This is a genomic window from Pseudoalteromonas arabiensis (assembly GCF_001550155.1).
Classification (GTDB): domain Bacteria; phylum Pseudomonadota; class Gammaproteobacteria; order Enterobacterales; family Alteromonadaceae; genus Pseudoalteromonas; species Pseudoalteromonas arabiensis.
The window spans coordinates 521,650-543,931 of record NZ_LRUF01000008.1 but is presented as its reverse complement, the minus strand read 5'-3'; the positions used below and the strand labels follow the sequence as shown (position 1 = coordinate 543,931).

General features: G+C 40.8%; 18 protein-coding genes and 1 pseudogene. 11 read left to right on the top strand and 8 right to left on the bottom strand.

Features of this window, described 5'->3' with window-relative positions:
* Positions 1–121 precede the first annotated feature (121 nt).
* Positions 122–1,519, top strand: coding sequence for a coniferyl aldehyde dehydrogenase (locus tag PAARA_RS05010; RefSeq protein ID WP_062567962.1), 1,398 nt, complete (start codon positions 122–124; stop codon positions 1,517–1,519).
* Between the two features lie 16 nt (positions 1,520–1,535).
* Here PAARA_RS05010 and PAARA_RS05005 read toward each other — a convergent pair whose 3' ends face one another.
* Positions 1,536–2,261, bottom strand: coding sequence for a tetratricopeptide repeat protein (locus PAARA_RS05005; protein WP_062567961.1), 726 nt, complete (start codon positions 2,259–2,261; stop codon positions 1,536–1,538).
* 536 nt (positions 2,262–2,797) lie between these two features.
* On the opposite strand from PAARA_RS05005, the gene PAARA_RS05000 reads away from it, so the two are divergent.
* Positions 2,798–3,643 (top strand): DUF6279 family lipoprotein, encoded by an 846-nt coding sequence (locus PAARA_RS05000; protein WP_062567960.1) that lies wholly within the window; start codon positions 2,798–2,800, stop codon positions 3,641–3,643.
* A gap of 232 nt (positions 3,644–3,875) precedes the next feature.
* A complete protein-coding gene (locus tag PAARA_RS04995) occupies positions 3,876–4,919 on the top strand; it encodes a GGDEF domain-containing protein (RefSeq protein WP_062567959.1) in 1,044 nt (347 codons plus the stop codon).
* A gap of 4 nt (positions 4,920–4,923) precedes the next feature.
* Here the strand turns inward: PAARA_RS04995 and PAARA_RS04990 are convergent, their stop codons facing one another.
* A complete protein-coding gene (locus tag PAARA_RS04990) occupies positions 4,924–5,874 on the bottom strand; it encodes a LysR family transcriptional regulator (RefSeq protein ID WP_062567958.1) in 951 nt (316 codons plus the stop codon).
* Between the two features lie 118 nt (positions 5,875–5,992).
* On the opposite strand from PAARA_RS04990, the gene PAARA_RS04985 reads away from it, so the two are divergent.
* From PAARA_RS04985 to ppiC, 7 genes are all read left to right on the top strand, one after another.
* Positions 5,993–7,159 (top strand): efflux RND transporter periplasmic adaptor subunit, encoded by a 1,167-nt coding sequence (locus tag PAARA_RS04985; RefSeq protein WP_062567957.1) that lies wholly within the window; start codon positions 5,993–5,995, stop codon positions 7,157–7,159.
* Between the two features lie 6 nt (positions 7,160–7,165).
* A complete protein-coding gene (locus PAARA_RS04980) occupies positions 7,166–10,312 on the top strand; it encodes an efflux RND transporter permease subunit (protein ID WP_062567956.1) in 3,147 nt (1,048 codons plus the stop codon).
* A complete protein-coding gene (locus PAARA_RS04975; RefSeq protein WP_062568172.1) occupies positions 10,305–11,711 on the top strand; it encodes a TolC family protein in 1,407 nt (468 codons plus the stop codon). Before PAARA_RS04980 ends, PAARA_RS04975 begins: the two co-directional genes overlap by 8 nt.
* Before the next feature lie 13 nt (positions 11,712–11,724).
* Positions 11,725–12,747 carry a zinc-binding dehydrogenase gene (locus tag PAARA_RS04970; protein ID WP_062567955.1) on the top strand — a complete coding sequence of 341 codons (1,023 nt, stop codon included), beginning with the start codon at positions 11,725–11,727 and terminating at the stop codon, positions 12,745–12,747.
* 2 nt (positions 12,748–12,749) lie between these two features.
* Positions 12,750–13,148 carry a DCC1-like thiol-disulfide oxidoreductase family protein gene (locus PAARA_RS04965; RefSeq protein WP_062567954.1) on the top strand — a complete coding sequence of 133 codons (399 nt, stop codon included), beginning with the start codon at positions 12,750–12,752 and terminating at the stop codon, positions 13,146–13,148.
* A 60-nt stretch (positions 13,149–13,208) separates the two neighbouring features.
* Positions 13,209–13,841 (top strand): lysoplasmalogenase, encoded by a 633-nt coding sequence (locus PAARA_RS04960; protein WP_083515254.1) that lies wholly within the window; start codon positions 13,209–13,211, stop codon positions 13,839–13,841.
* 63 nt (positions 13,842–13,904) lie between these two features.
* The gene (gene ppiC / locus PAARA_RS04955; protein WP_055021968.1) at positions 13,905–14,183 is read left to right on the top strand and encodes a peptidylprolyl isomerase PpiC; all 279 of its coding nucleotides are present in this window, start codon (positions 13,905–13,907) and stop codon (positions 14,181–14,183) included.
* Between the two features lie 166 nt (positions 14,184–14,349).
* Here ppiC and PAARA_RS04950 read toward each other — a convergent pair whose 3' ends face one another.
* From PAARA_RS04950 to PAARA_RS04935, 4 genes and pseudogenes are all read right to left on the bottom strand, one after another.
* Complete coding sequence (locus tag PAARA_RS04950; RefSeq protein ID WP_062567952.1) at positions 14,350–15,450, bottom strand: ComEC/Rec2 family competence protein; 1,101 nt, start codon at positions 15,448–15,450, stop codon at positions 14,350–14,352.
* A gap of 45 nt (positions 15,451–15,495) precedes the next feature.
* Complete coding sequence (locus PAARA_RS04945; protein ID WP_062567951.1) at positions 15,496–16,260, bottom strand: hypothetical protein; 765 nt, start codon at positions 16,258–16,260, stop codon at positions 15,496–15,498.
* Between the two features lie 501 nt (positions 16,261–16,761).
* Positions 16,762–18,167: pseudogene (locus PAARA_RS04940) on the bottom strand (YfcC family protein).
* Between the two features lie 159 nt (positions 18,168–18,326).
* Positions 18,327–19,547, bottom strand: a complete 1,221-nt coding sequence (locus PAARA_RS04935) for a M24 family metallopeptidase (RefSeq protein WP_062568171.1) — start codon at positions 19,545–19,547, stop codon at positions 18,327–18,329.
* Positions 19,548–19,676: 129 nt separating this feature from the next.
* On the opposite strand from PAARA_RS04935, the gene PAARA_RS04930 reads away from it, so the two are divergent.
* Positions 19,677–20,756: a M24 family metallopeptidase gene (locus tag PAARA_RS04930; protein ID WP_062567950.1), complete on the top strand. Its 1,080-nt coding sequence runs from the start codon at positions 19,677–19,679 to the stop codon at positions 20,754–20,756.
* Positions 20,757–20,759: 3 nt separating this feature from the next.
* Here the strand turns inward: PAARA_RS04930 and PAARA_RS04925 are convergent, their stop codons facing one another.
* Positions 20,760–21,368 carry a flavin reductase family protein gene (locus tag PAARA_RS04925; protein WP_062567949.1) on the bottom strand — a complete coding sequence of 203 codons (609 nt, stop codon included), beginning with the start codon at positions 21,366–21,368 and terminating at the stop codon, positions 20,760–20,762.
* Between the two features lie 11 nt (positions 21,369–21,379).
* Positions 21,380–22,126: an SDR family NAD(P)-dependent oxidoreductase gene (locus tag PAARA_RS04920; protein WP_062567948.1), complete on the bottom strand. Its 747-nt coding sequence runs from the start codon at positions 22,124–22,126 to the stop codon at positions 21,380–21,382.
* Positions 22,127–22,282: the final 156 nt, after the last annotated feature.

Here is a 22,282-nt window from a genome sequence, read left to right as displayed (position 1 = left end):
CAACCAATCAACAGCACCCAACTGGGTGCTGTTTTTCAACGTGTAATATTGCCCACAGAATTATAGAAGGTTATAGTCTGAACTTAATCTTTTAAGGGGTTCAATTTTGACGAATACTCAAATGGGGTTGATTAATCAATTCGAGCAGCTGAATAACGCTTTTTTATCTCAACCTTTACTGCCAATACAAACACGTATAAACCTCTTAAAAACGATTAAAAAGAGGTTGATTGAGAATGAGCAACAGCTTGTTGCTGCTGCGAGTAAAGACTTTGGCTATCGAACAAGTTTTGATACTGTGCTTGGAGATTTACTACCAACAGTCAAAGCGATTTCTGACACCATAAAGCGTTTACCCAAGTGGACACGTAACGAATCTCGCTCTGTTGGGATCAGCTTATGGCCTTCACATGCCCACATCCAATATCAACCTAAAGGGGTTGTGGGTGTTATAGCGCCTTGGAATTACCCTATTCAGTTATCCCTTGTGCCTGTTATTAGCGCTTTAGCCGCTGGTAATCGGGTTATGCTAAAACTCAGCGAGTTTACCCCCCATACCAATGCACAGTTAACAGAAATATTCAAAGATGAGCTTGCAAGCCATTGTGTTGTCATCGAAGGGGGGGCTGACATTGCCGCCGCATTTAGTGACATACCGTTTGCACATCTGCTGTTCACGGGGTCAACCTCGGTTGGTCGTAAAGTGATGCAATCGGCAAGTCAGCACTTAACCCCTGTGACCCTTGAACTAGGAGGTAAATCTCCCGTTGTTGTGCTTGATGATGTGAATATTAAAGCCGTTGCTCGCACATTATTATTTGGTAAACTTAATAATGCAGGTCAAATATGTGTTGCACCTGATTATGTATTTGTTCCAAAAAACCTAGAGCACCAACTTATTCAGCAGCTTTGTGAGCTTTATAAACAACATTATCAGCAAGGTGTTGAAGGAAAAAACCTAACTTCGATAATCTCTAGTGCACATTATGAACGTCTATCTAGCTATGTAGAAGACGCACAGTCAAAAGGCGCACAGTTGTTTACAGCTTATGAAGAGAATACAGCTGACGAACTCAAGCACCGTATGGGTTTGCATATTCTCACTCAAGTAAGTGATGATATGAAAGTCATGCAAGAGGAAATTTTCGGACCGATATTACCAATTATGAGCTATGACTCACTCAGCCAAGTAACCACTTTTATTAATAGTCGTCCGCATCCACTTGCTTTGTATATTTTTGGTCATGACTCGACTGTAATTTCTGATCTTAGTGCGGCAATTCGAAGTGGCACACTTGCGATTAATGATGTTTTGATGCAGGTAACAGCGGATCAACTACCGTTCGGCGGTATTGGGGAGTCTGGAATGGGGCATTATCATGGCATAGAGGGGTTTAAGACTTTTAGCCACGCTCGTAATACACTGGTGTCAGGGAAGTTTAATCCGCGTACATCAATGCTTTTAAAACAAAATAAATTATTAATTAAGCTATTAAAATGGATGTACTTGCGCCAGTAGACGCAAGTACCTCACACTACAGGCGGCCATCAGGCGCATAAAGACCTGCCTGAATTTTAGCGTAAATAGCATCAGCCTTTTCTTTAGCTGCTTCAATCTCTGCCGGCATCATGTTTCGCTCGTCTAGTTTACGACTATGACTTGCATCCATATTGCCGTTGTATTCAGCAATTGTATTCCAAATATATGATTTTTCTAGGTTCTTAGGGACGCCTAAGCCATCATAATACATCAGTGCCATATTAAACTGCGCCAACGAAAAGTTATTTGCGGCTGCTTTTTGATACCAACTCATGGCAGTACGGTAATCTTGTAATACACCTTCGCCATTCGCGTACATCACACCTAAATTGTACTGTGCTGCGGGGTGATTCTTTTGTGCCGCCATTTCAAAAAGTGAAATTGCTTTTTCTTTATCGAGCTTCACACCTTTGCCTTCTTGGTAGAGTACGCCAAGGGCAAACATAGAATCAGCATGAATTTTCTTAACCGCTTTTTGATACAACTCAGCGGCCTTATGGTAGTCACGTCTAACACCAAAACCACCTTCATATAACTTACCAAGTTCATACATAGCAGGGGCATAACCTCTATCAGCCATGTAATTATACGTTTGAAGAGCCTCTTCAAATCGCCCCTCGTTCGCAGCTAACTGGGCGTCTTCGAAACTAGCACTTGTTGCTAAAGGTGAAATAATGAGAGCACTACAAAGTATGAGTGATTTTAAATTAGGCTTGAACATAGTCGGCCTCCAAATGAGTTTAAATATCAACTTTTATTGATAATTGCATTGCCATCGTAGTAAAGGGCGAAACATCACTTTTAGTTTAGACCTAACCACCTCAATTGCCTAATTTAACAGCAATGGCAAGCTTTAAAAATTCTAAGTAGGCCTAAGATACAGATTTTACAGAAAAATTAAAGAAATAAAAAAAGCCCATTGCGGGCTTTTTCGTGTCATATCTACCGTCACCGATATGAGCAATGTAGCAAGTAAAGTGTAACGTTTTATGTCGATGCTTGGGTCGAGGAAGCAACTTACAATCAAGTGTTACAGCTTGAACAAACTTGGCGAGTCAATACCAATCCTTTATAGACATTGATTTTGCTGTGAGAACTTCGAAGTGAGCCAAGTTGTTGATAATGATTGTTACTTAGATTTAAGTGTTCGTCAATAGTTAAATGACAATTAATTTCATTTAGACTGAGTGAATAATATTTACACAGCTCGTTAACTTGCTAAAGTGCTAATTAAGAACAAAGTTTAGAAAAAGCCCTATGAAGAATTTATTAAAAAATCTCATTATCTTATGTTTGGTTATGGGCACGTTAGGTTGCTCCCCAAGCTTCACATATAACAATCTTGGCTGGTTATCAGGTTTTTGGATTGATGATTATGTTGACCTAAACTCCGAGCAGTCAGACAAGTTTAAGCAAATAGTTAAAACTAGTCGAGATTGGCACAGGGAAACTCAGTTGCCTTTATACAAAAAAGATTTAGAGAGTTTAAAGGCGATGCTTGATGTTGATGTTAATCAACAACAGTTAAAAAAGCATTTCCTGCAAGCTAAACAACATTGGCAAACGTTAGTCGAAAAGCTTGAACCTGATCTGATCAATTTAGCAAACTCGCTGTCGATAGAACAGCGCACTGAATTTGTTGCTGCTATCCAAGCATCCATTGACGATGAGTACGAAGAATATCAAAAGAAAACACCTGCTGAACATAAAAAGAAACGTTTAGAGGAGGAGCTTGAAAATTATAAAGAATGGCTCGGAACACTGTCCAACGAACAAAAAGAGCTAATTGAAACAGCGACCAACGATCGAATTGAAACCTCGTTACTCTGGCTTGAGTATAAGCAAACACGTTTGGATGCACTAAAAAAACTCTTTACAGCAGAGAGTAAACCAGAAGATTTTGACCAAGCCCTAGCGGTGATAATTAATAACCGTAGCCTGTATATGAGTGAAGCGCTAATTAAGGCTGATGATGAAAACCTTGATAATTATGTGAAGCTGCTTGTTGCATTAAAGGCCACTCTCACAGCGAAGCAACGACGTAACATTGATGAAGAGTTTGATGAGTTAATTGAAGAAGTGAGCGATTTAATTGATGATTAAACCTTCATCGCATCCAGTTAAAGTAGTTTAGTGTTTACTGGCAAACCTATTTTGTGAGCTGATGCAACAAGGAATGCCATAAATATTTGCTAAGCTATTCGGTTGCTCTTTTTCATAATCATCACTCTTTATTGACTAGTTGATGGTATAGATTATTGCAATAAATAAAAATGTTCCGAAAATACTGGTTTCGCGTTAAAATTAGCCAATCACACAGTTTATGAGATTAATAATGGATATTGGCGCATTGCGTGGCACCCAAGCTTTACGAAATAACGTTCTTAAATGGATGGGATTTTGTTTGGGGATTCTTGCAAGCATTTTCGCCTTTTTTAATCTATTTATGAACCACTTTTACTTTCTTGGTATTTTAGAAGTTGGTTTTGCGGTATTTTGTTTTCACACCTACCTGTACACGCGTAAACGCACAGCCCATTTATGGCAATCACTTAGCTTGTGTGTGTTCCTAACAATCCTAGTTACACTGGGTACTTACCTTAGTAATATTAAAAGCTTGTTGTTCATTTGGACATGCTCATTGCCAATTTTATTTTACTTGTTGCTAGGTAAACAATATGGCGTTGTATTTTCGCTCATAGTAGCAGTGGTTCAAGCCTTTATTCTCGGTACAAAGCAAAGCTTAGCGCCTTTACATACGGTTAATTTTCTACTTAATTTTTCGTTTACTTACATTAGTATTTGGGCTGTTTCTCATACGTTTGAAAATAGTCGGGCGGAGTACGGAAAACGACTGGAAAATCTAGCACTTTTAGACCCACTCACAGGGGCTGGTAACCGCTTAGCAATGACTCACTACTTTGAAGTGGACTTGGCTAATAAGCCTGGTACATATGTATTAATGATCGATATCGATTATTTTAAAAAAATAAACGATCAGTTTGGCCATGGAGTCGGTGACCGTGTGTTAATTAATGTTACGGCCTTTTTTGCTGAGCGAATCAATAAAAACGTTATCTTCCGTATTGGTGGAGAAGAGTTTGCTATATTCCTTCCCCACACCGATCCACAAAGCGCGTATGAGTTTGCGGACATGCTTAGAGAGAATTTATCGACAACTATCCACACTATTGATGAGCAAGCGATAAACCTAACAATTAGTATTGGTGTTGCTTGTTATATGCCAAACCAAACACTTAAAAACTTTATAAAACGTGCAGACGATGCACTGTATCAGGCAAAAAAGCAGGGGCGAAACAGGGTTGTAACGGCCTATGAGTTAAATCAGCAAGCCCCTAAGTGTGATAAAGCGAGTTAAGATTCTACGTACTGCCTTTGTACATGCTATCAAACTCTGGAATATTCGCTTCCCAGATAGGGATATCTTTACCGATGAATTCACGCATCGCATCAAAGAATAGCCGCGTTCTTACTGGCAAATCCCTGTGCGGGTAAACCGCGTATACAGCGCTGTAATCGAGTAATTCCATATCGGTTAAAATAGGCACTAAATCACCACGTTTTACTTCATCGTCAAGAATAAATGCAGGTGCAAGCACATAAGCATTACCTGAGATGGCTTTCATTAAAAGTACTTCGGCATCGTTAGCGCGAAAGACACTTTTGATGTTTTGCTCAACAATATCACCATTGGCATCGCGATAGCGAATACCGCTAACGCGTTTACTTGGACTTGAATAGCTGGCAGCTGGCAGCTCTTTTAAATCCTCAACATGCTTTGGCATGCCGTAAATTTCAATAAACTCAGGTGAGGCTAGTAGTAACATCCGGTTGCGGGCAATTTTCCGAGCTATAAATGATGAGTCTTTTGGCTCTCCCACACGAAAAGCCAAATCATAGCCTTCAGATACTAAATCAATCAGTCTATCGTCTAAACGAAGTTCAACTTCAACTTGCGGGAAGCGTTTTTGAAAGTCATTAATTACGGGCTGAATATACCGTTTGCCGATAATACTTGATGAGGTAATTTTTAATGTACCACGGGGTTCTTGGTGGTAATTCTCAGCAAGTCTGACGGTATCTGATAACAAATCTCTAAGTTCAGCTGCTTTTTTTACCATTTCAGCACCAGCGGCAGTCAACGAAAAAGAACGTGTTGTTCGATTGAGTAAGCGCACACCTAATTCATCTTCAAGACGGCTAATTTGTTTTGATATGACCGAACGGTCTATATTCCTAGACTCTGCGGCTTTTGCAAATGAGCCTCGTTCAATCACTTCAAGCAACATAAGTAAGCGGCTGGTGGTGTCCATAGCAGTTCCTTAAATTTCATTGGTGCCATTCTGGCATTAATGAATTTAAAAATCTATCATTTTTATCCGCTAATTAGTTCCGTAACATTGCCTCCAATCTATTAACAGGAGAGTCGTGATGAACAAATCTATTCTTGCAGTGGCGGTGACCATTGCGAGCTTAACGCTTGCAGGGTGCGGTACAGAAGCCAACCAAGCAGCGCAGCAACCCCATTTACAACCTATTGACGTAGCAAAAGTGCTTGTTAAACCAGTACAAAATTGGCACACCTATACTACGCGTTTAGAAGCGCCACAAGAAGTTGCACTTATGCCGCGTGTTTCGGGTGTTATCGATAAAATTAATTTTAAAGAAGGCGACAGCGTAAAAGAAGGGGATTTACTATTTACCCTTGATGCACGTCCTTTTGCAGCAGTGGTTGATAGCCTAAAAGCACAAATCGAAAGTGCTAAGGCTGCATTGGAGCAAGCTAAAAGCGAAGCTAAACGCGCAGAGCGTTTAACCGAGCGTAAAGCTATTTCAACTGAGCAAGCTGAGTCTCGTAAATCAACACTCAGACAACGCGAAGCGCAGCTACTAGCACTACAGGCCGAGCTTACAGCCGCTGAACTTGATTTAGAGTTTACCCAAGTACGTTCGCCAATTGATGGTGTGGTATCACGTGCCAATATAACTAAAGGTAACAACGTGCTTGCAGGTCAAAGCGTGTTAACAAGCATTGTATCAAACCAGCAAATGTATGCTTATTTTGATATTGATGAGCGCACCTGGAACCAGTCATTTGCTGATGTGACAGCGCAAAGTGAACAAGCAGTCGTGATGCAAAAGGTGGGTGAAACCAGCTTTAACTTCAATGGCAGAATCAACTTCATTGATAACCAAATCAATCAAACTACCGGTACTCTTCGCGTGCGTGCCGTGTTTGCAAACGATGAGCATCAACTTCGCGCGGGGTCATTCGCTCGCATTAAGCTTGCAGCCAATAAGGTGAGTGAAAAAGTTATCGTGCCAGAGCGATCAATTGGCACAGATTTAAAAAATCGCTTTGTACTCACTGTGGGTGAGGGCAATGTTCTTGAATATAAATTAGTGACGGTAGGTGAGCGTTACGGCAGCTTACGAGCAATTACATCGGGTCTAAACGAAAACGATGTGATTGCTGTGAATGGCCCTGCGCGTGTTGGTCCTGGTATGCCAATTTCACCAAACACAGTAACAATTAATAGCGATGGTATTGCGTTCACTCTTTCAAATAATCATTCAGATTTGGTTGCTAAACAGTAGGGCAAAATGAAATTTTCACACTTTTTTATCCAGCGACCCATCTTTGCAGCGATGCTGTCGCTTATTTTTCTTATCGCAGGGGCAATCTCGTTATTTCAATTGCCGGTGAGTGAGTATCCAGAGGTGGTGCCGCCAACAGTTGTTGTAACGGCAAGTTACCCAGGTGCAAACCCGACGGTGATAGCTGAAACTGTGGCAACGCCGCTTGAGCAAGAAATCAATGGTACAGAAAACATGTTGTATATGTTCTCGCAAGCAACCAGTGATGGCCGCATGACATTAACGGTAACCTTTGCGTTAGGCACTGATTTAGACCGAGCACAAGTACAAGTGCAAAACCGTGTAAATAGTGCACTACCACGCTTACCACAAGAAGTTCAGCGTTTAGGTGTTGTAGCAGAAAAATCATCACCAGATTTAACCATGGTGGTGCATTTGTACTCGCCTGAAAAGACCCATGATACAACTTACTTAGCGAACTATGCTGATTTGTATATCAAAGACCAAATTGCGCGTCTTCCTGGGGTGGGGGATGTACGCATGTTTGGTGGTGGTCAATACTCAATGCGGGTATGGTTAAATCCAGATGCGCTATCGGCACGCGATTTAACAGCAATGGATGTAGTAAATGCATTACGCGCGCAAAACCAACAGGTTGCTGCGGGTAGCTTAGGTGCACAACCTACGTCGAAAAGTAATCAATTTCAAATTCTGATGAATGTTAAAGGGCGCTTGAGCTCACAAGAAGAATTTGAAAATGTGATCATCAAAGTGGGTGAGCAAGGTCAGCTTACGCGCCTAAGTGATGTTGCACGCCTTGAGTTAGGCCAAGATACGTATGCACTAAGAGCAATGCTAGATGGTCAACCAGCCTTGGCTATGCCTGTATTTCAACGCCCAGGTTCTAATGCGATTGAGCTTTCGGATCAAGTACGTGAAACCATGAAAGAGCTATCAAAAGACTTTCCGGCAGGCGTTGAATACGACATAGTTTATGACCCAACTATTTTCGTACGCGGCTCTATCGATGCTGTTATTAAAACGCTACTTGAAGCAATCGCGTTAGTAGTTATCGTTGTGGTGGTGTTTTTACAAACATGGCGTGCATCGGTTATCCCGCTTATTGCAGTACCCGTATCTTTGATTGGTACGTTTGCTGTTATGCAATGGCTTGGCGTTTCAATCAATACTTTATCGTTATTCGGCTTGGTGCTTGCCATTGGTATTGTTGTTGATGATGCCATTGTTGTAGTTGAAAACGTTGAACGTAATATCGAGCAAGGTTTATCACCACTTGAAGCAACCCGTGTCGCCATGACAGAAGTAACTGGGCCAATTATCGCTATTGCCTTAGTGCTGTGTGCGGTATTTATTCCGACGGCTTTCATTACGGGGTTATCTGGTCAATTTTATAAGCAATTTGCGTTAACTATTACAATTTCGACGGTTATCTCAGCGTTTAACTCGTTAACACTATCGCCTGCGTTATCGGCGTTATTATTAAAAGGCCATGATGCAAAACCAGACCGCTTAACTAAGTTATTAAATCGCGTATTTGGCAACTGGCTATTTAAACCGTTTAACCGCTTATTTGATAAAGGCGCAAATGGCTATGAAAAGCTGGTGCAAAAACTGATTCGCATGAGTGTGATTGTACTCGTTGCTTATGTTGCCCTTGTGGGTGGCACAGTAAAATTGTTTGACGCTGTACCAGGTGGCTTTATTCCACAGCAAGATAAGCAATATTTAGTGGCTGTTGCACAGTTACCTGATGCTGCAAGCTTAGATAGAACCCAAGAAGTTGTGCAAGAAATGGAAAAAATTGCATTACAAGTACCGGGTGTTGCAAACACAGTATCGTTTCCTGGTTTATCGGTGAATGGTTTCACTAATAGTCCTAATAGCGGCATTGTATTTACTCCGCTTGCCCCTTTTGAAGAGCGTCAAGATCCGAGTATGTCGGCAATGGCGATTGCGGCGCAGTTAAATCAAAAGTTTGCGACTATTGATGAAGCGTTTGTTGCGGTATTTCCGCCACCGCCAATTCAAGGTTTAGGTACAACAGGTGGCTTTAAACTGCAAATTGAAGACCGTGCCAACAAAGGCTTTGAAGCACTCTTTAATAGCTTACAAGCAACCATTGCTAAAGCGCAGCAAGACCCTGCATTAATGGGGCTTTACTCAAGCTTTAGAATTCAAGTGCCACAAATGGATATAGACATTGACCGTGAGCAAGCGCTGATTCAAGGCATTCCACTTGATGAAGTATTTAACGCCTTACAAGTATACTTAGGTTCGATGTATGTGAATGACTTCAACTTGTTTGGTCGTACTTATCAGGTTAATGCACAAGCTGATGCTGATTATCGCCAAGATCCTGAGCAAATTTTGAATCTTAAAGTGCGTAACCGCATGGGTGAGATGGTGCCACTTGGTTCTGTATTAACGGTCACGCCAACAACAGGCCCAGATCGTGTAATGCACTATAACGGTTATCCTACAGCTGAATTAAATGGTAGCCCAGCGCCAGGTTATAGCTCTGACCAAGCACAGCATGCCATTGAAGCAATCCTTGCAGAAACATTACCTAATGGTATTGAGTTTGAGTGGACAGAAGTAACCTATCAGCAAATATTAGCGGGTAATACCATGGTGTATGTTTTCCCACTCGTTGTATTGCTCGTGTTCATGGTACTTGCTGCGCAATACGAGAGCTTAAGACTACCACTGGCGATTATTTTGATTGTGCCTATGACTATTTTCTCGGCCTTGTTAGGTGTGTGGCTTGTAGGTGATGACAACAACATCTTTACGCAAATCGCATTAATTGTACTCGTTGCACTGGCAAGTAAAAATGCCATCTTAATGGTTGAGTTTGCTCGAGATCAGCATAAAACGGGAATGCCTCACCTTGAAGCCATTATTAAAGCGTGTCGCTTACGACTTCGTCCAATTTTAATGACGTCAATTGCTTTTACAGCAGGTGTTGTACCCCTTGTTTTAGCCACAGGCGCAGGTGCAGAGATGCGTCATGCTATGGGTAACGCGGTGTTCTCAGGTATGATTGGTGTCACTGTGTTTGGCTTATTATTCACCCCGGTGTTTTATATGTTAGTAACGAAAAAATCGCAGAAGGAGCAAGATGATGCATAAGCCTCTTCATGCAATCTTTAAACAAGGCAAAGTTTTAAGTGCAATACTGTTAGCTGGCGTATTAGCTGGGTGCGCTCAAAGCGTCGATATGCAAGAGCAGCAAGTGAGCCTGACACAATTTGTAAGCGATACACAAATTGGTGAACAAAACCAAGGTGCGAGCGAAAATAACTGGTGGCGTCGTTTAGATTCAGCACAGTTAAACAATTTAGTGACTGATGCATTAGCAATGAATCACGATTTAAAAACCAGTCAACTTCAACTGGATGCAGCCATCGCCCGTTTAGGTGCAGCCCGTGCGGATTATTATCCGCAGGGCAGCCTAAGCGTGGGCGCAGAGCGGAGCAGTTTAGATGGCGCAATTACGCGCCAATCAAACGCAGGGGTAAACGTAAACTGGCAGCTTGATTTGTTTGGCCGAATTACCGCGTTAGTCGATGCTGCCAATGCGGGGGCACTTAACCAAGCAGAGCAGCTCAGAGCATTACAGGTTGAAGTGGTTTCAGCCGTAGTGCAAGGCTATGTAAGCTATCAAGGTAATGTGCAAAAGCAAGCGATTATTGAGATGCAAATCGAGGCACTCGAGCAAAGTATTGATGTGCTCAAAGCGCGAGTAGAGGAGGGGGTTGCGAATGAGCTTGACCTTAACCGTACTCTTGCTCAGTTAAAGCAGCAACAAGCCCTTATTCCTGAGCTTAGTTATTTGCAATATCGCGACTTGGCAACCCTTGCGGTACTGACAGGGCGACTCGCAAGTGACATATCATTAATAGAAGAGCCTGAGTTATTAAGCCACGAATTTAGTGTGTCGTTTAATAAAGCCAGTGAAGCAATGGCACTGAGACCCGATATCACCAGTGCCTTGTATCAGTTTAGTCAGGCTTATTCACTGAGTGTTGCAGCTTCAAAAGCACTTTTGCCCGATATTAGTCTGGCAGGGTTTGCAGGCGTAGTGAGCTTAACTAGCAATGGCTTAGAAGATACCGTACAGCAATGGCAAGTGACGCCAAAAGTTGAATGGTCATTGCTGAGTTATCCTGCATTATTAGCTCAACGTGATGCGCAGCAATTTTTAAGTGAAGCGGCTTATAGTGATTACCAAAGTAAAGTGTTAAAAGCGATAAGCGACAGTGAACTTACGCTGCAAAGGTTAGTCAAACAAAGTGAGCAGTTGAACTTCGCTGACGAGCGTTTTAATTATGCGAATAAAGCATTTGGTCAAGCACAAGCAATGTACGAAGAAGGGCAAATTCCTTACTTAGAGTTGTTAGATGCTCGACAGGATGTTTTAATAGCGCAAGAAAATGCTGTTGATTCAACCATTGCTTCATTGCAGGCCAAAGTGAGCGCTTATCAAGCGTTTAATGGTCGCTGGAGCTTTGAACTAAACAACCTTTAACTCAGAGTATTAAATGTCACATATTCAAAAAAACACTGATCTTCCTTCAACAATGCGCGCACTAGCACTGCTTGAGCCTAATGACGCTATCGCGTTATCGGAGTTATCTGTGCCAGTCCCTTGCCCTGAAGGCAACGAGCTTTTGATCAAAGTTGAATATGTGGGCTTAAACCATGGGGATGCTAACTTTGCAAAGCAGGGGTTTTGCAAGTGGAGTTATCCCCATATACTTGGTCATGATGCTGTAGGTGTTGTGATTCATGCCAATAAAGGTGTGTTTCCTGGCGTAGGCGCACGTGTTGTGTGGCACGCTAGCCTTGGCGACCAAGGTGTATTATCTGAATACACAACAGTGCCAAACTATGCAGTGTCGGTTGTGCCAGATAACGTCTCACCGTGTGATGCCGCAACCTTACCGTGTTCAGGTATGACGGCATTAATTGCCCTTGATAAGTTGCAGCTAAGCGAAGGGGATTCACTGTTTATTGATGCAGGCGCAGGGGGGGTAGGTCAGTTTGCTATTCAATTTGCTAAGCAACGTGGGGCAACAGTGTTTACCACTGCTAGCAAACACAATCATAAGTTACTTAAGCAACTAGGTGCTGATGTGGTGTTTGATTACAAAGACCCAAAACTTGAAGATAAGATTCGTCGTGAGCTTGGCCCCCAAGGTTTTGATGCCGTGCTTGACTGTATTGGTGGCGATACCACCATTCGTAACGTTGAGTTAATGCGTTTTTGTGGCCACATTGCGTGTTTAAATGAACTACCTAAATTTGAACAAGAGCTCATGTTCAGGCGTGCACCTAACATTGGCATTGTGTCTTTAGGCGGTGCGTGGCTTGCAAATAGCTTATGTGCTCAGCAAAGGCTGAGTTTTATGGGTAATTTATTACTTGATAATGCAGCCAGAGGCGAGATCAAATTGCCGCAAATTCATGCTGTAGATTTTACCGCTGAAGCTGTTTCAACTGCATTAAATAAACAACTTGCTGGTGGCTTAACGGGCAAACAAGTTGTACAAGTAAGCGGTTAGGTTTGCCAACGAGTAACCCAATTATCTTGTTTGATGGTCAGTGCAACCTGTGCCATTTTTGTGTGCGCTTTATTCTTCGCTTTGATAAGCAAATAACCTTTAAGTTATGCCCCATGCAAAGTGATAAAGGTGAACGTTTATTAAAGGCGCATCAAGTTGACGATCCACTTTCCTCAATGTTAGTGATTGATAAAAACCAGCTATATAAACAAAGTGATGCTGTGTTATTTATTGCCACTAAATTAGGCTTTCCATTCTCTATGGCTAAAGTGCTTTATTTAATCCCAAAAGGCTTGCGTGATCGTTTTTATGATTGGGTAGGTCGTAACCGGTACCGATTTTTTGGAAAGCAAACACAGTGCAGATTGCTGACTGAAAAACAAAAACAGCATTTTCTATAAACTTTTTATTTAAAGCTTGCTATTGTCGTTATTGGGAACGAACAACAACAATAACAAAAAATGAACATTCTCTATTTACTCTTAGCAACGTTTTACATCGCTCTATTGATGTTACAACCTGCGCTTCCACAAGCTATTACTGCGCTATTAAAAGCAATGCCAATACTCTTTTTAATTGTGATGGTAGTTAAATATCGAGGGCAATTTCAAAGTCGTACTGTTATTACTTTATTATTAGCTCTTAGTTTTTCAGTGCTAGGGGATGTACTGCTAGCCCTTGATACAGGGCAACTGTTTATAGGCGGTTTAGCTGCATTCTTTGTTAGTCACTTATTTTACATCATCACAATGCTACCCGTTAAAAAGTACCGCACTGATGTGTTGCTGCTTTATTTATTTTTAGCGATAGGGGTATTTTGCTTATTGTACCCCACTTTAAATGAAATGCTTATCCCTGTGATTTTCTATACGATTGTTTTGATGATAATGGCAAGCCTTACTTGGATGACAGATAAATCGAACGGCTTCTTAGTATTAGGTGGGGCGGTTTTTGTCATATCTGACTCAATATTGGCTTTGAATCGTTTTTATATGCCCTTTTCTTACGCTGATATCGCTATTATGTGTAGTTATTATTTAGCACAATTTTGTTTAGTGAAAGGTTTTTTACAAGCTCCAGACAAAAGCCAATAGGCTTTGTGGCTGTGTTAGCTTAGCCGTGATAAAATACGTGCGTTTAAATTTTTGAGATCTCCCATGGCAAATACAGCGCACGCACTGCACATTTTAGTTAAACACAAAGAACAAGCTGAAGACATTATCAAGCAACTTAAAAAAGGTGCGAAGTTTCAGACTTTAGCTAAAAAACATTCAACCTGTCCGTCAGGTAAAAAAGGCGGCGACCTAGGTGAATTTAGACGTGGTCAAATGGTGCCACAGTTTGACAAAGTAGCATTCAGCGGGGAAATCTTAGAGCCACATTTAGTGAAAACGCGCTTTGGATGGCATGTAATTAAAGTGCTGTATAGAACGTAAAGTTAAAGCCTAAGGGCGGTTCTGTATAAAAGAAAGGCCTTGGTAACGCCGCATTGAGGTGTGAACAACGCGACCACTGAACTGAACCTAACCTTACCACCATCAACACTGAACTCAACAATGGAATAAAAATGCCAAGCGTTGCAAATCAATCTTAAATAGATTGTTATATTTCAGGTTCTATGGAAAACTGAAGCCTCGTTGCAGGACTTTCAGTTACAACTTTCATTATCCCTTTATTCTTTAGGATCATACCAGTAGTGTATGAATGCGGATGCCTGTGAGAATTAACTGAGCCAGCAGATATGACAGAATACATATATGGTTTACTGTTAAGTTTGCTTGTGTAGTTTTCTTTTGCACCATGATGAGGAATTTGGATCAAGCCAATATTATCCCACACACCGTTATAGGCTCTATCTAGATCATTCCAGTTTTTACTAGCTTCGAAATCACCTAAAAACAAACATGCTACGTATCGGTTTATATAATAAGGCCTGAACGTGCTGTCATGGACAATTTTTACCAAATCATGCTCACCACAAGGTCCTGAGTAGACAGTCATCGTTGTTGCATTAAAGTTACCTTTTAGCTTTGTATATGAATCCTTTATTGCTTTTCTTTTTCTTGAATTCTTCCATAATACTTCAAAGTCATTAATATTAGATATTGATATATTGCGATTCTCAAACTCTGACTTTAAGAGAGCTGCTCTAGAAGCATAGTCAAAATTGCAAGGTATGTATTCCCAAGAAGAAATTGCACTTGAACGTATTGCAATATTACTGTTCACAAAGTCGCCATTACCAAGGTTTTCTAGCTGTACAATCTGTCTTTCATCATTAAATATTTCGAAAGGACGTACATAAATAACCTTAGTTTTAGGGCTAGCTCGATTGATCAAGCCTACTGGATCTAATATTAGATCATTCAAAAACCGTGAGTTTCCAATATAACTTTCTAGAAACAACTCAATTCTTGAGAATTCCTGTAAATACGGTACCACTACATAGTCAACATTACACCTAGACAGTAAACATTCAAGGCCGTTTACATGGTCTCGATGAAAGTGAGAAATAAACAAAACATTAACTTTAGCGTTTTTATTAAAAACAGAGAATATTTCGTGTTTTATGGTTTTTTCTCTTGTCGATGATTTACCTGAGCCAATAACAGTATCTGTACCGCAATCATATACTGAAACAAAGTTGGAGAATTCTTCAGTATAGAAAGCCCCTTGCCCTACTGAATGAAAACTTCTTAACATAGATAAACTCCAACTGTAATTTTTCCGTTTAATGTTCTTGTTAGGCTATTTTTTTTCAATAGCATTATCAGTTGCAAATACTGTGTGAGACTGCACAGATTCAGCACTATGAGTACTAATAATACCACCTGTACCGATATCCGCTGTTGGTGGCGGTTCCGGAACTAATAATTGTGGTGAAGGTGTAGGAGCTGAACTAGTTTGCGTATCATTGTTTTCGTTTTCATTACTCATGTGGGTTGCTACCTTTTGTTGTGAAATATTTAATGAATCAATTATTGCAATCGTACTTGAAATTAAGGCTAATAAAAAAGAAGAAATTAATATCCAAGAAGTTACTCTTAATAATGTTGCTCGTTGTGAATTGGTTTGAAAATTATGAGCATAAGCCTGATCTACACGAGCAATTTGTGTAGAGAGAAAAGTTGAATATACTTTGGGGTTATTACCTTTTAGTAAGTCATAAGCTCCTCTACTAAACTCCCCCCATCCTTTTTTAGGGATTGCCATATAGCCATTTCTTGCAGGAATAGAGTATAGACATATACCAAAACCAACGCATGCAAATAGTAACGCGAACAAACTAAACAAAAACAAACAAGAATTCACTAAAATGACAGATGAAAATTTTTCATATGCTGCAGCATAGACACCAATTAATGCAGCAGAAACCCATAAATATGCTCGACTTACCATAACTTGATGGCGGTTGATATCTAAAAAAGATGAATAATAATCTTTAGTAACACCCTCAAGGATCTTTTCAAGTGACTTTTCATAGCCATCGTAATCTAAAATTGGTTCCGACACTCGTACTCCTTGAATAGCCAAACAATTTTATAGTGCGCGCGTCGCGCATCTTTCTGCCAATGTCACGCTTATGTATTAATAAATCTATTAGTAACAAATAACGTAATGCATTGCTAGTTCTAATATTTTATCAGTGCTAAATATATTCAGAAAAAAGAAAATGCGCTCGTCGCTCATTTTCTTAACTATGGGAGGATAACAGCAAAACTGTATATTCATACAGTTATTTGTGTCATCACCAACATAAAAGTTAGTGGAATATTGGATTATGGAGTAGAGCCAATAGCATTCGATGAGTAAGACTGTATCTTGATTGCTCAAAGCAGCAGTTAGAGCATTTAACCTAACTTATTTTGGGGCAGAATCAAGTTACGCCTAATGTTCTGGTTTTGTCACAGAGCCGTCCTTCAGCTCCAACGCATTTCTATCTAAAATGTATTCTAAAAATTAGTTTATATAAACTAAAAAAGCGCCCTAGGCGCTTTTTTAAAATCAACTAACTCAATTTAGTGTGGGCTGCACATCTAAGCCATAGCCAAACATTACAGCTAATACTAATACAACCGATGCTGCGACCATTAGTTTAATCAGTAGTGGTAAACAGAATCTAAACCAATGTCCGTAAGGTACGCCTGCCATGCCTAAAATACCCATAAGTACGGCATTGGTCGGAATGATCATATTGGAAAAGCCATCACCAAATTGATAAGCAAGCACGGCAACTTGTCTTGGTACACCCACTAAATCACCCAGCGGAGCCATTAGTGGCATGGTGACATAAGCTTGCCCTGAACCTGATGGGATAAAGGTATTAAGCAGGGTTTGAATAACTAACATGCCAATTGCTGATATTTCTGCTGATACATAAGATAGCGGTAACGACATGCCATGTACCAAGCTATGGAGGATTTGGCCGTCTTCTAAAATAAGGGCAATCCCGCGTGCTACACCGATTAAGACTGCGGTTGTAACAAGATCAGACACGCCCTCTATAAATTTGTTTGCTGCTTCATCAGCAGAGAGTTTGCCTAAAATGGCGACAACCACACCCCAAGCAATAAAAACACCACCTAGCTCGTATAAATACCAGCCCTTAGTTGCGATGCCCCATACTGCAATTGCAAGGGTAATAATAAAGCTGCCTAAAATAAGTTTATGGCGTAGGGCAAGTGCTGGGTAACTGGTTGCTGTTTGATTTTCAAGTGGGCAAGGTACGCCAATCATCATTGATTTAGAGGGATCGTTCGCTACCTTTTTGGTGTATTGCCAAACATGATGAAAACCAATGAGCACAAATGGAATAAATATAGCTAAACGTAACCACAGCCCAGAGTAAACCGGGATCCCTGCAATTTGCTGTGCGATTAATACGGTAAATGGGTTAAATGCCGATACACCATAACCAATACCATAACCAGCGACTATCATACCTACAGCGGTCATTGCATCTAGGCGCATTGCTTTACAAGCGCGACGAGAATAATAACAAAGGGAATGTACTCACCAGCGGTACCAATACTGCTTGATGCTAAAGCAAAGCAAAATACCACCATAAAGATTAATCGTTGCGGCTTTTTACCGTGGCGCTCTAAAAGCCTACCAATAAGTGCATCGACTGTACCTGTGGCACGTGCAACAGCTAAGACGCCGCCAACAATTAACACAAAGAAAATAACATCCTGAGCAGCAGCAAACGCGCGGGGGATGGCTTGTAATAAATCCCAGGGGGTTAAGTAATGGCGTTCTTCAACTGTTTGATAGGTGCCAGCAACGACCATTTCGCGACCAGATTCACTGAGTGTTGTGGTGAAAAAACCTTGTGGTACTAGCCAAGTAGCAATAAGTGCAATGACCATCATACTTAGCAGTAAGATAAGTGTATGCGGGACTTTAAAACGTAAACCCATTTATTCTCCGTAATTATGTGTGGTATTTAGGTTAAATTCTTAAAATCATAACACAATAAAAGCGGGTAGGTTGTCTCTAAAATGTCCACACTGTTAAAGATTGTAATAATTCAGATACAAAAAAGGCCAGAACACTGGCCTTTTAAAAGTATTTTAATTTTATTTAGCTAAACCAAATGGGTCATCGATGCTATGAGCAGGCTCGGTAAACCAACGCGGGCCTTCGTTTGTCATATAAAAGTGATCTTCTAGGCGAATACCAAACTCATCAGGTATTACAAGCATAGGCTCATTACTAAAACACATGCCTGTAGCGAGTGGGGTAGGGTTCCCACCGACCAGGTATGGCCATTCATGAATATCTAAACCAATGCCATGGCCGGTTCTATGTGGACAGCCAGGTGTTTGATACTCTGGCCCCATGCCATTTTCGGCTAGGTACTGTCTTGCTGCATCATCTACTTTGCCACATGGTTCACCAATTTTTGCGGCAGCAAAAGCGGCAAGTTGGGCATTTTTCTCGTGTTGCCAAAACATACGTTGACGTTCGTTGGCTTCACCAAATACATACGTACGGGTAATGTCAGAGAGGTAATCATGTACTTTACAGCCTGTATCAATCAGTACCACATCACCTTTTTTGAGGGTTTGCGGGTTTTTAACGCCATGCGGGAAAGATGACGCAACACCAAACAGCACAATACAAAAATAGTTACCTGGTGCGCCGACTTTTTGGTGCGCTTTTTTAATAAAGGCTTCAACTTCAGTGGTGGTAATGCCTTCATAAAGCATACTCGCCGTTGCTTTGTGTACTTCTAAAGTCATGTCCATAGCACGCTGCATTAGGGCAAGTTCACTAGCCGATTTATGCATGCGGCAATGAGCAGTCACGCACTGTGCGTTAACAATATTGTAATCGCTGTTCGCTTTATTAATGCCATCGTAGATGAAAAACTGTGCGCTTTCATCAATACCAAGGGTGCCGTCTTTGCTAATACCCATTTCTGAAAGTACATCAACACACAACTGGTATGGGTTTTCGTGCTCTTGCCAGCCACGAATTGGGCCATCAATCACCATGAAATCGTTTAAGCTGCCGATTTCAAAAAACGGCGCTATGTATTGCACATCACCTTTAGCCGGTAAAATAGCGCCAACTAAACGCTCACTTGCGTACCAACGCATACCCGTAAAATAGGCAAGGTTAGTGCCTGCATTTAAATAAATTGCATCAATATTATTTGCTTGCATATACGCTTGTGCTTTTGCGATACGCGCATGAAATTCGTCATTTTGAATAGGGGTTAAATCTGTTGTCATATCTGACAAAGAGTCAAGCGCCTGCTCTGGCGTTTGTGTGCCAATACCATGTGTTGTCATCGTGTACTCCTTGGTTTTTTGTGCATTGTGGCTTGAGTAAACACTTGATGCAAACTCACTGCGACTAATCGCATAATATTCGTATTTATGGTTATTACTGTTAGCATGCACAAAAAATAAGGAGCGACAATGCAAGTTAATTACTTAAAGAGACAAGCTGAATTTAAAGCCTTGCTAGCACAACACGATTACAGTGCCATGTTAGTTCTAGGGCATGAAAATATTCGTTACTTAAGTGGCTTTAGTGGTAATGCTGCTTATGCATTAATCACTCAAAACGCGTGCGTGCTGATCACAGATTATCGTTACTATCAACGTGCAATCGTAGAAACAACGGGTTTTGAAGTTGTTTGTCGAGACAGAGACAACGAAACCCTTGGTCATTGTATTAATAGGCACCTTAAACCAAACAGTCATGTCGCATTTGATGCAAGTTATGTCACAGTAGCGATTTGGCAAGGTGTAGCAGATGAGCTTAACAGCCACACTCTAACAGCTGTAAACGGTTTAATAGAAAAACTAAGGCGCGTTAAAGATAGCTGGGAAGTTGCACAAATCAAAGCGGCCGCAGCCATCGCTGATGAAGCATTAGCACAAACGTTACCTTATTTTAAACCAGGTGTAACTGAGCGAGACTTGGTCTTAGAGCTTGAATTTAGAATGCAAAAGCTAGGTTCAGAAGGAATGTCGTTTGCAACCATTATGCTGTTTGCTGAGCGCTCAGCCTTGCCCCACGGTAATCCATCAGATCAGGTTTTAAAGCAAGGAGACTTTGTAACGCTTGATTTTGGCGCGGTTGTGAATGGCTATCGCTCTGATATGACTCGCAGTTACATTATTGGTGAAGCGTCAGAAAAACAAACCCATATTTATAACACAGTGCTTGATGCACAAAATGCGGCACTTGAAATGGTTAAACCAGGCGTTAATTGTTTAGATTTAAATGCCATATCAAACAAGGTGATTGATGATGCAGGCTATGGCGAATATGCTGGCAAAGGCTTAGGTCATGGTTTAGGGTTGTTTTTACATGAAGTGCCATTTATCAACACACTGACAGACTACAAGCTTGAGGTTGGCAATGTGATCACCATTGAGCCTGGTATTTACATTCCAGGCTACGGCGGTGTGCGCTTAGAAGATGACATCGTTGTTACTGAAACGGGCTTTGATGTGCTGACGCATGCGCCTAAGCCATTTATAATCTAGTGCTTACTTTTTAGCATAAGCTAAGCGGGCTAAACGTTCAGTTACATGGTAACTATCGAGCCCGCTTACAGCGACAGTATCGATAGCTTCAATATCGACAAAGCCGTCTTCAGCTAGGCAATTTTCATCTAAGTGTACATCCGTTATTTCACCTATAATCAATTCAGTACCGTTAATAGCTAGGTGGTGATGTTCTTTCAAGATAACAGCATATTTTAACCGACTGTTTGCAACAAAAGGTGCTAAAAAATCATTCAAATACTGTGTTTCTAGCCCTGTAGCATCAAACTCAGATTCTTCTTTATCATAACGTGCAGATGTTTGGTGTGCTTGATGATAAATATCTTTATTAACCTGATTAATGGTGTAACAACCTGTTGAAAGAATATTTTCAAGGGTGTGTCGCGGTACAGAGTGAGGGCGGATTATCATACCCACTAGCGGAGGATGCGCGCCTAGATGAAATACTGAGCTGACGATAGCGAGGTTTGTTTGATTATGGCAATCTTGAGTACCTATTAAATTAGCGCTTTTGAACCCTGATAAACTATTAATTAAATGAGCGCGATAACGGTTATCAAGGTTTGCAATTGCTTGTTTTGTTAAATGCATGAAGTTCCTTATTACCAATCTATGGGTTGTCCCTGCCAATCAAAATAAGCAGGGTTGTCAAAATTAGCTAAAAAGCGAGCGTCTGAAAGAAATTTAAATAGCTGTTCTGATACAAACGAAGGGGTAAAGAGCTTTCCATCAGGCACATTTCCCTGAAAAGGCTTTGATAATGGTGTATCCGTTGTGCCTGGATGGAAAAGCACACAACGATTTTGTTTGTAACGACGGCTAAGCTCAATTGCTGCTGATTTAAATAACATATTTAATGCGGCCTTTGATGCTCTGTAACTATACCAACCCCCTAAATTATTATCATTAATACTGCCTACACGGGCACTCAGTGCACAGATAACGCTTTTAGTTTTGGTATCTAATAATCTAGAAAAGGCCGTTACGCAGCGAATTGGCAGTAGCGCGTTTGTTTGCATACTATTAATAAAATGCGTGTCAGAAATTTGTTCAAGTTTACGTTCTGGTTGGTTGTTTAGATCATGCAAAATCCCATTAAAAATAACTAACTCACTCAAAGGGATCGGTCGTTCTGTGAGTGTTTTTGCTATCGCCGATAAACTTGCTTCACTGTAATCTGTTTCAAAATGAAGGTGTTTATTGCTGTGCTTTATAGGTGGGTTGTCAGCAGCGAACTGAGGTTGTCGACTAATTGTCACTATTAGACATGACGATAAATGCTCATTGAGTGTTGTGAAATAGGCTTTTGCAATCTCACTACTTGCTCCACAAAGAATATATAGTTGCATTTTTGACCTGTTTTAAAAATATTTGAAAAAAAATTTCGTCCAAACTATCACCCTCTAATAAAGTGACAGCAGCTCCTTTTCTTATAGAGCAAAGCTAAAGCGCAGAATAAGTAAAGGGTAAAAAGTTGACCACGCGCACATCAAGGATGCCTTAAC

Excerpts from the sequence above, each read along its gene's own strand:
- PAARA_RS05010 (WP_062567962.1), top strand. The coding sequence starts at position 122 with ATGGGGTTGATTAATCAATTCGAGCAGCTGAATAACGCTTTTTTATCT.
- PAARA_RS05005 (WP_062567961.1), bottom strand. The coding sequence starts at position 2,261 with ATGTTCAAGCCTAATTTAAAATCACTCATACTTTGTAGTGCTCTCATT.
- PAARA_RS05000 (WP_062567960.1), top strand. The coding sequence starts at position 2,798 with ATGAAGAATTTATTAAAAAATCTCATTATCTTATGTTTGGTTATGGGC.
- PAARA_RS04995 (WP_062567959.1), top strand. The coding sequence starts at position 3,876 with ATGGATATTGGCGCATTGCGTGGCACCCAAGCTTTACGAAATAACGTT.
- PAARA_RS04990 (WP_062567958.1), bottom strand. The coding sequence starts at position 5,874 with ATGGACACCACCAGCCGCTTACTTATGTTGCTTGAAGTGATTGAACGA.
- PAARA_RS04985 (WP_062567957.1), top strand. The coding sequence starts at position 5,993 with ATGAACAAATCTATTCTTGCAGTGGCGGTGACCATTGCGAGCTTAACG.
- PAARA_RS04980 (WP_062567956.1), top strand. The coding sequence starts at position 7,166 with ATGAAATTTTCACACTTTTTTATCCAGCGACCCATCTTTGCAGCGATG.
- PAARA_RS04975 (WP_062568172.1), top strand. The coding sequence starts at position 10,305 with ATGCATAAGCCTCTTCATGCAATCTTTAAACAAGGCAAAGTTTTAAGT.
- PAARA_RS04970 (WP_062567955.1), top strand. The coding sequence starts at position 11,725 with ATGTCACATATTCAAAAAAACACTGATCTTCCTTCAACAATGCGCGCA.
- PAARA_RS04960 (WP_083515254.1), top strand. The coding sequence starts at position 13,209 with ATGAACATTCTCTATTTACTCTTAGCAACGTTTTACATCGCTCTATTG.
- ppiC (WP_055021968.1), top strand. The coding sequence starts at position 13,905 with ATGGCAAATACAGCGCACGCACTGCACATTTTAGTTAAACACAAAGAA.
- PAARA_RS04950 (WP_062567952.1), bottom strand. The coding sequence starts at position 15,450 with ATGTTAAGAAGTTTTCATTCAGTAGGGCAAGGGGCTTTCTATACTGAA.
- PAARA_RS04935 (WP_062568171.1), bottom strand. The coding sequence starts at position 19,547 with ATGACAACACATGGTATTGGCACACAAACGCCAGAGCAGGCGCTTGAC.
- PAARA_RS04930 (WP_062567950.1), top strand. The coding sequence starts at position 19,677 with ATGCAAGTTAATTACTTAAAGAGACAAGCTGAATTTAAAGCCTTGCTA.
- PAARA_RS04925 (WP_062567949.1), bottom strand. The coding sequence starts at position 21,368 with ATGCATTTAACAAAACAAGCAATTGCAAACCTTGATAACCGTTATCGC.
- PAARA_RS04920 (WP_062567948.1), bottom strand. The coding sequence starts at position 22,126 with ATGCAACTATATATTCTTTGTGGAGCAAGTAGTGAGATTGCAAAAGCC.